The organism is Eudoraea sp. (assembly GCF_049665975.1).
In the GTDB taxonomy this organism is placed as follows: Bacteria; Bacteroidota; Bacteroidia; order Flavobacteriales; family Flavobacteriaceae; genus Eudoraea.
In genome coordinates, this window is the sequence record NZ_JBATGR010000465.1 from 1 (window position 1) to 8,900 (window position 8,900).

At 38.8% G+C, this 8,900-nt stretch carries 5 protein-coding genes; 2 read left to right on the forward strand and 3 right to left on the reverse strand.

The window, feature by feature from the left end:
- From WBN20_RS15090 to WBN20_RS15100, 3 genes are all read right to left on the reverse strand, one after another.
- Nucleotides 1-2,481, reverse strand: a 2,481-nt coding sequence (locus WBN20_RS15090; RefSeq protein WP_424282281.1) for a SusC/RagA family TonB-linked outer membrane protein, incomplete at its 3' end; no start/stop codon positions are given.
- Nucleotides 2,482-2,919: 438 nt separating this feature from the next.
- On the reverse strand, nucleotides 2,920-4,104 hold the full coding sequence (locus WBN20_RS15095; RefSeq protein ID WP_424282282.1) for a glycosidase: 1,185 nt from the start codon (nucleotides 4,102-4,104) through the stop codon (nucleotides 2,920-2,922).
- A gap of 4 nt (nucleotides 4,105-4,108) precedes the next feature.
- Entirely contained in the window at nucleotides 4,109-5,932 is a 1,824-nt protein-coding gene (locus tag WBN20_RS15100) for a sodium:solute symporter family protein (RefSeq protein ID WP_424272804.1), read from the reverse strand.
- 198 nt (nucleotides 5,933-6,130) lie between these two features.
- Here WBN20_RS15100 and WBN20_RS15105 point away from each other — a divergent pair, with 198 nt between their 5' ends.
- Both WBN20_RS15105 and WBN20_RS15110 read left to right on the forward strand, forming a co-directional pair.
- The gene (locus WBN20_RS15105; RefSeq protein ID WP_424274179.1) at nucleotides 6,131-7,009 is read left to right on the forward strand and encodes a helix-turn-helix domain-containing protein; all 879 of its coding nucleotides are present in this window, start codon (nucleotides 6,131-6,133) and stop codon (nucleotides 7,007-7,009) included.
- A gap of 179 nt (nucleotides 7,010-7,188) precedes the next feature.
- The coding region (locus WBN20_RS15110) for a GMC oxidoreductase (protein WP_424282283.1) at nucleotides 7,189-8,900 on the forward strand (1,712 nt) is incomplete at its 3' end.

Sequence of the window (8,900 nt, forward strand, 5' to 3'; positions counted from 1 at the left end):
GTTAAGCATAGACCCAACGTTTCTGGATGGTGCACTGGCATAGTTACCCGTTACACCTGACAAAGGCACAACGAATAAAAGGTCTTCGGTATCGCGTTTCCACCAGTCGAATTCGATATCTAAATGATTGTCTATAATAGTGGCATCAAACCCAATGTTTGTCGTAGTACTGGTTTCCCATTTAGCATCCGGATTTCCTATACGGCTTGTAGCAAAACCTTCATCGGCACCACTACTTTGACCTTGTATTGGGTAAAAGGTATTCCCTAAATCAGAAGCTGCCAAAGAAAACTGGTTAGCAGGGTTTACGTTGTTAGAGTTACCCATATGCCCCCAACCAACACGAACTTTTAAATCCTGAAAGAAGTTTTGGTTATCCATAAAGGATTCACCAATTATCCTCCAGGCACCTGAGAATGCAGGAAAGGTACCATATCTGTTGTTAGCACCGAAAACAGAAGAACCGTCTCGCCTAACTACCGCAGAAACATAATATCTTTCGTCATAGTTGTACTGAACCTGACCGAAAAGAGAACTAAAATTAGCACCTTGATTTATGAAACTTTGAACCACGGGGCTCTGCACTGCAGACAGCGTTACAAAATCTAAATCTGTAGAGAACGGGTTTATACCGGAACCTTGAATAGCTCTTCCTCGAGGTGCCGCTACCGGGGTATTTGTACCTTCAATTGCCTCCTGACCTAATAAAACTTTTAATTTGTGTTTGTCAGCAATTAATTTCTCATAGGTAATGGTATTCGTAAATGTCCATGAGAAGCCATAAGCTGAACCTTCACCAAAACTAAAACTTGCCTGTGGTTCAGAATCTCCTAAATACCTGTAATCATAATTTCTATTGTTAGCATTAAAATAGAAACCACCTATACTACTTCTAAAGGTAAAACCCTCAAAAGGTTTGATAAGTGCATAAAAATTACCAATCGCACTTACGTTAAATGACTGATCATCACCTCTGTCTTGTGCCAATCTCCTCACCGGGTTACGAGGGTTGTTAAAACCTGCGGCCCTGGTACTGGCATAGCTGCCAAAGTCATCAAATACTGGGATAATGGTAGGCATACGATATGCCGAAAGAACTTCAGATTCCTGCTGCGCAATACCTTGTCCACCTCCACCACCTGTTTGGCCTACAACTGAATTATAGGTAACCTGCAGATTTTCACCAATACTTAACCAGGGTGCCAGATCAAACTCTGAATTAACACGGGCAGTGTACCTGTCTTGCTTGTTGGACAAAAGAATACCAGTTATGGACTGCATATTTAATCCTATATAAAAGCGACCATTCTCGTTTCCTCCATCAAAACCAAGGCTAATTCTGGTTTGAGGTGCAATCCTGGTAATTTCTCTATACCAGTTGGTACCTGCGAGGTTTGGTCTGATTAAAAAGACATTTTCAGGATCTGCTTCATAGTTAGCCTGAATCTGCGCCAAATTTATATCACTGGCTGATACACCATTCTGCCCATCTGCATGCAGATAATCAGGGAAGGTTGGTATTGCATTAGAGCCATATTGCGGATGTGTATACTGCGGAGCTGTGCCGTTAGCTGCGGCATTATTCCTATAGCCAATATGTGTATAGTCTGCCATATCCTGAGGGTTCAACATTTTTGGTGACCCTGCTACATTAGGATCTGTAACACCACTTTGAATATTAAGTGAAATGTTGGTTTTTCGATCACCGCGGGCTCCTTGTTTGGTAGTATAAACAATTACACCGTTGGCTGCTCTGGCCCCATAAATGGAAGCCGCCGCAGCGTCTTTAAGCACTGTGGTAGTAGCAATATCGTCCGGGCTTAAGAATTCTATATTTTGAATAGGTACCCCATCTACGATATAAAGTGGTTGGTTTCCACCAAAGCCACCATAACCACGAATCCGCACCTGGCTTTGAGTTCCCGGCTGGCCATTAGTGATTACGGTAACCCCGGCAACTCTACCAGCTAATTGTTGTTCTACGTTACCGGAAGGAATTGCTGCCAATTCCTCAGCCTTAACTATAGATACAGCTGCAGTGGTTTCCCTTTTTGATTCAGTGGTGTAACCTGTGACGACAACTTCGTCTAATGCAAGTCCTTCTTCAAGAATTACATAAATATTAGTGTCGGTACCTACGGTAACTTCTTTTGGGTTATACCCTGTGTAAGTAAATACAAGAACATCCCCAGGACTGGCCTGGATGGAATAATTTCCATCAAAATCAGCAGCGGCACCGGTTGAGGTTCCTTTAATTACCACATTAGCTCCAGGAAGTGGAATACCCCGTGCATCCGTAATATTTCCTGTGATGGTGGATTGAAATGCTTCAATCGTCGTTACTGTTTCGAGACTTGTTGTCGGTGCTGCGAGAGCAAACGAACAAACAAGACCCATAAGTAATGAAAAAATCTTATTGCCAGACTTACTTTTTTTTCCAGCACAAGATTTTAACGAGTGATAATCACTTTTTAGAATCATAATCGTTTGTAGTTTAGTTAGCTTTAATTAATTGATTTTCATGGCTTTAGAAACACCTAATGCGAAAACGTTTGCGATAAATGTTAAAATAAACCATAAATTTTTGATAATATTAATAAAATTATGCGAATAATGTAATATTCATTGGTAATATTTTGTCAATTAGTAGTCAAATAATGAATTAATACGAATTTGTTATAATAATAAATTTAACATTTTGATATTTTTTTAACAATAATGTGCCATTCTTACTTTTTAAAATAAAACAACACCTTTTGGGTTTAACCAAAAGGCATTGTTTTCTACGCTACGCATGCTACCTTTAATTAAGGTTCACATAACAATGTATCGCTTCCCTTGATTTGCCAGTCAGATACGGGAAACGCCACGCTAATTCAAAAAACTAAGCGCAGTTTGGGGAAACTATTTTTAATTTTTTTAGTCATTCATTTCAATTAAGTTTAAAATGTTTTTTACAGATTCATTAGTTGATAACCGATCTGCAGGAGTATTTTTGCAATAGTCTACCAAAATATCTATTGAACTAGTGGCTACATGTGTTCTTGTGTCTGAAGACGCGTAATAGATAAAAACAGTTCCGTCATTCTCCGCTATCCAACCATTAGAAAACAGAACATTTCCCACATCTCCTACAATTTCGTTATCATTCGGAGCCATAAAATACCCCCCGGGCTGATAAATGACTTTAGATATATCCTGCAGATCTGTCATAAAAAGATACAATACATATCTTAAACCTGCAGCTGTATTTCGTACTCCATGCGCCAGATGAAGCCAGCCTTCATTTGTTTTAATTGGTGAAGGCCCCAATCCATTTTTCAGTTCATATATAGTATGATAGACTTTATGGTTTATAATGGTCTCATCAACAATCTCAGGGTGTTTCATGTCATCTATAAATCCAAGCCCTATACCTCCTCCGGAACCAGTTTCAATAAATCCATCCTGTGGCCTTGTGTATAAGGCATATTTACCTTTAACAAATTCCGGGTGCAAGGTTACGTTTCGTTGCTGGTTGGAGCCCGAAATTAAGTCGGGTAAACGCTCCCAGTCTTTAAGATCTCTTGATCTGATGATCCCTGCGTTTGCGATTGCAGAGGAAGTGTCCCCGTGTGGAGCATCCGGATTTTTTCTTTCGGAACAAAATATACCGTAAACAAATCCATCTTCATGAGCAATCAGGCGCATATCATAGACATTAATATCGGGATCATTAAATTGTGGAAGTAGTAAAGGTTTTTCCCAGAATTTAAATTCATTTATGCCATCCGGGCTATCTGCAAATGCAAAATAGGATTTCCTGTCGTTACCTTCAACTCTTACCACAAGAGTGTATTTATCATTCCATTTAATAGCCCCAGCGTTAAATGCTGCATTAACGCCTATTCGTTCTAAGCCAAATGGATTAGACACTGCATTTAAATCGTACCGCCAGTTTATTGGTATATGCTCAGCGGTAATCACCGGATATTTATATCTGGAAATTATTCCGCTATTTTCTGGAATTTCATTGTTAGGCCTATTTATAAGCTGCTTATGATTCTCCATAAGCGATTCATAATTCCAAATCCGTTTTTGGTTTTTTAGTCTGGCTGTTTCCATTACGCTACATTTGTTGGTCTAACTTATCCCACCAGAATTTTTTAAGCAGAAAACCGCAAACGGCAAAAATTCCAAGGGAAATCCAGAGCGATGTATATTCTCTCAGGATTAAATATATAGGTATAATTACCAAAAGAGTCTGAGCTGTGGTTCCAATAAAAATATTGAACATGTCCATTTTGAACATATTATTTTTCTTGAAATCAGGATCCTGAGCAATTACTTTATCCTGTATGGGTTTCCAAAAACCCCATGGCCTTGTCTTTTTATAAAAATTAATTAGCGTGGCTTCATTAGTAGGGGGTCCCATATAAGTTCCAATAATACAGCCAAGGGTGGTAATTATAAGAAAGAGAGGGAATAGATAAAGTTCCAGTGTCTCTTGAAAGACGAGTGGAAAAATAATCGCTGGTATTAGGCCAGATACCATTCCCCAAAAATAACCGTAGCCATTAAATCGCCACCAGTGCCATTTTAGGGTGTTAGAAACTACATAACCTCCCCATAGTGCAGAAACAATCCATTGTAAAACAGAATTTACATCTTCCACGAAAAAACCCAAAACAATACTCACTATCACAACCAGTATACCACTGCCATAGTTCATCCATTTTACCTGCTTTGGTTTTGCATCTTTCTTATATCTTAGATAAACATCATTTACAATATAAGCTTGAGCCGCGTTTAAAGTGCCGGCAAAGGTGGACATAAATGCAGCCAAAAGGCCTGCTAATAAGAGCCCCATTAAACCAACGGGCACAAATTTATTTATGGCCGAAGGAAGAATATTTTCAAAATCGATAATTCCTGCACGTTGTAAATCTAACTGATCGTAAAAAAGGATACCCAATACTGCAAACCCGCCAATCATAAGATACCTGGTTGGCATAAGGACAATAGACACAAATCCACTCATTTTAGCAGCTTCTTTTGGTGATTTGGTAGATAGTATTTTCTGCATATCATAATTTGGTGCAGGCCCTGCAATACTTGCCAGAATACCTTTGAAGACAACCAACATAAAAAATAATCCAAATAAGGTATAGCCGTCCGAGGCAATTTTGTCATTTACCTCTGCAATAATTCCAGTCCAGTCAATGTCCAGAGTCCATCCAAAAAAGGGATTCATCCAGCTCTCGGGAACGTTCAGCGTATTTGAGCCCATAGCCTGCCAGGCTATAAAAGCAATGGCAAACGAGGAGATAGTCATTATAGTGAACTGTAAAAGATCTGCCCATACAATACCAGACATACCGCCCAGAACGGAATAAAATACAGCGAACATGGTAAAAACAGTTCCATAGAAATGGGGAACATATTGGAGTGGGACATCGAAAGGAACATAGCCGCTTACTACTTCCCAGGGAATGAAAATTTCAACAAATTTTCCAAGGCCAATAAAGCCATAAGCCAGAAAACCAAGACAACTAATAATGGCAAAGGCTACAACAACGGTATGTGATAATCTGCCACCCCTACCTTCACCAAATCTGAATAAAATCCATTCGGCACCTGTTGTGACGTTTGAACGGCGTAACCAGGCACTTAGATAGACCATTAGAAATATCTGATTAAACACTGGCCATAGCCATGGTATCCAAATACTTTTTAAACCGTAAACAAATGTTAACGTAACCAGCCACATGGTACCGGAAATATCAAACATCCCTGAGGCATTGGAAAGACCGAGCATGTACCAGGGCAGGGATTTCCCACCGAGTAAATAATCATCTTTACTTCTTTGAGCCCTTTTACGGAGAATAAGACCAATAAGTACAGTAGCTAAAAGATATAATAGAATTATTGCAATATCTATTCCCTGTAGCATATTTTGATATGTCTTAAAAAATATAGGTTAATCAAATAAACCAGAATTGGTAAAAATTACGGCACTTTTTTAAATAATTATAAAAATATACACCCTTCATTTGCCAAATTCTGGTTCAAATCTAAAATATTTGTTAATATTGTTTTGGTATTATTTTGTCATATAAATGAATTATAACAACAGATCTAGTATTGAATAATGGATTTACTCAAAAGAATTCATCGTGAGATTACACCTCTTTCCAATGAAGATAGTTTTCTTGTTTTTGACAGGGTGAAAGATTTTTTTGATTATCCGATGCACTTCCATCCGGAATTAGAACTGAACTTTATATCCAATGGAAAAGGAATCCGAAGAATTGTTGGTGATAGCATAGAAGAAATTGACAACCTGGAATTAGTATTGGTTGGTTCTAATCTTTTTCATGGATGGGAACAACATGAGTGTACAAAAAAAGATATACATGAAATAACTATTCAATTTCACAACGATCTCTTCAATTCTGCTTTTCTTGGCCGTAGAATTATGAAGCCCATAAAAGACTTGTTTGATAAATCAGCTCATGGTATTCTTTTTTCCGAAGAAGTAACTCGTGCTATTTCGCCTAGATTATTAAAAGTTTCTAAACTCGGTGGGATCGATTACTTTCTGGAACTTTTTTCAATTTTATATGATCTGGCTACATCAAGAAACCAAAGATTATTGTCCACCACTACCATTCATCTGGAAAATTTTGAGCATAATAATAAACTTAAAACATTATATGACCATGTTCAGGAGAATTATTCATCAAAAATGACCCTTCAGGAAGTTGCTGACATACTGAATATGAGTAGTGTTTCATTTAACAGATTTATTAAGAAGCGAACCGGTAAGACATTTGTGGAATATGTTAATGATATTCGTATAGGTTATGCTTCCAAATGGTTGATTGAAAGAGATTTGAGTATATCGGAAATAGCTTTTATGTGTGGCTTTAACAGTATCGCAAATTTTAACCGGGTTTTTAAAAAGAGCAAAGGCAGTACCCCAACCCAATACAGACAGGATTTTTCCGGTATTCGAAGAGTATTATAATGTTGTGGAAGAATTTAATACCCCTGGAGGGTTTTCTATAGCAATAGGCTTACACTAAATTGTCAATTTCTTGTACATTTCTACCAAACTGGCCAGACTGCCAAATTTTAGAAATAAATAATGTAATTTAAGCTTGCTATTATCTGATAAAAAGGACTGTAATTAATTAAATTAAGCCTATGCAAATAAAAGAATCACCAACTATGTATGATGCAATAATAGTTGGATCCGGCGCCGGTGGAGGCATGTCGGCCAAAGTCTTGGCAGATGCTGGTCTAAAAATTGCCGTTGTTGAAGCAGGGCCTTTTTTTGATCCGGCAGATCCAGAGCAAATGACCCAGTTAAAATGGCCTTACGAATCACCACGAAGAGGCGCAAATACTATCAGAGATTTTGGTGAATTTGACATGGCTTACGGGGGTTGGGAAATAGAGGGTGAACCTTATACAAGACAAGAAGGCACTAAGTTTGACTGGTACAGGTCGCATATGCTTGGAGGCAGAACCAACCACTGGGGTAGAATTTCACTTCGTTTTGGTCCAAAGGATTTTAAGCATAAAGATATAGATGGTCTTGGCGACAATTGGCCCATTGGTTACGAAGATGTAAAACCATATTACGATAAAGTAGACAAACTCATTGGGGTCTTCGGTACGAATGAAGGGTTGCCCAATGATCCTGATGGATTTTTTCTGCCACCACCAAAACCAAGACTGCATGAGCTCATGTATATTAAAGGTGCGCGTAAATCCAATATTCCGGTAATTCCCTCCAGAATGTCTATGCTAACAAAAAAAATAAACAATGATCGCGGGGTGTGCTTTTACTGTGGCCAGTGTTCTCGTTCTTGCCAGGTATATGCCGATTTTTCGTCAGGTTCATGTTTAATTTTTCCTGCTCAGAAAAGTGGGGGCCAGGTAGACCTCTATGTGAATTCTGTTGTACGGGAAGTAACTACAAATGACGAAGGAAAAGCAACAGGGGTCTCATATATTAGTAAAGACGACCGCAAAGAGTACCAGTTAAAAGGCAAGGTTGTGGTATTAGCGGCTTCTGCCTGTAGTTCTGCGCGGATTCTCATGAATTCAAAAAGCAAACAGCATCCCAATGGACTTGGTAATAGCAGTAATGTTGTGGGGAAGTATCTTCATGATTCTACCGGAAGCAGCCGGGCCGGATTTATCCCTGGCCTGATGAATCGGAAAGTATACAATGAAGACGGTGTGGGTGGTATGCATGTTTATACACCCTGGTGGCTTGATAATAAGAATTTAGATTTCCCCCGGGGGTATCATATTGAGGTCTGGGGAGGAATGCGTATGCCTAATTATGGCTTTGGATTTAACCCTAATGAGTTTAATAAATTTTTTAACTTACCAACCGGAGGCTATGGTGAAAGTTTGCGTAAGGACGTTAAAAAATATTACGGCTCAGTTCTCGGTTTTGGAGGCCGGGGAGAGGCAGTTGCAAGAGAAGATAACTATTGTGAAATAGATCCGACTACTGTAGATCAATTCGGTATCCCTGTGCTTCGTTTCAATTATAAATGGTCAGATTTTGAAAGAAATCAGGCGAGACATATGCAGTCTACTTTTGAAGAGCTCATCCACAATATGGGAGGAGAAGTTCTGGGTGATACACCTTCAAAAGAAGAAGATTATGGCCTTTTGGCTCCTGGTAGAATTATTCACGAAGTAGGAACTACCAGAATGGGCGATGACCCAAAGAAGTCGGTGGTAAATAAATTTCAACAGTTACACGATGTAAATAATGTTTTTATAACTGATGCCGGCCCTTTTGTTTCCCAGGGAGATAAAAACTGTACCTGGACCATCCTGGCCTTGTCATGGCGAGCATCGGACTATATTGTAGAACAATTAAAACAGCAAAA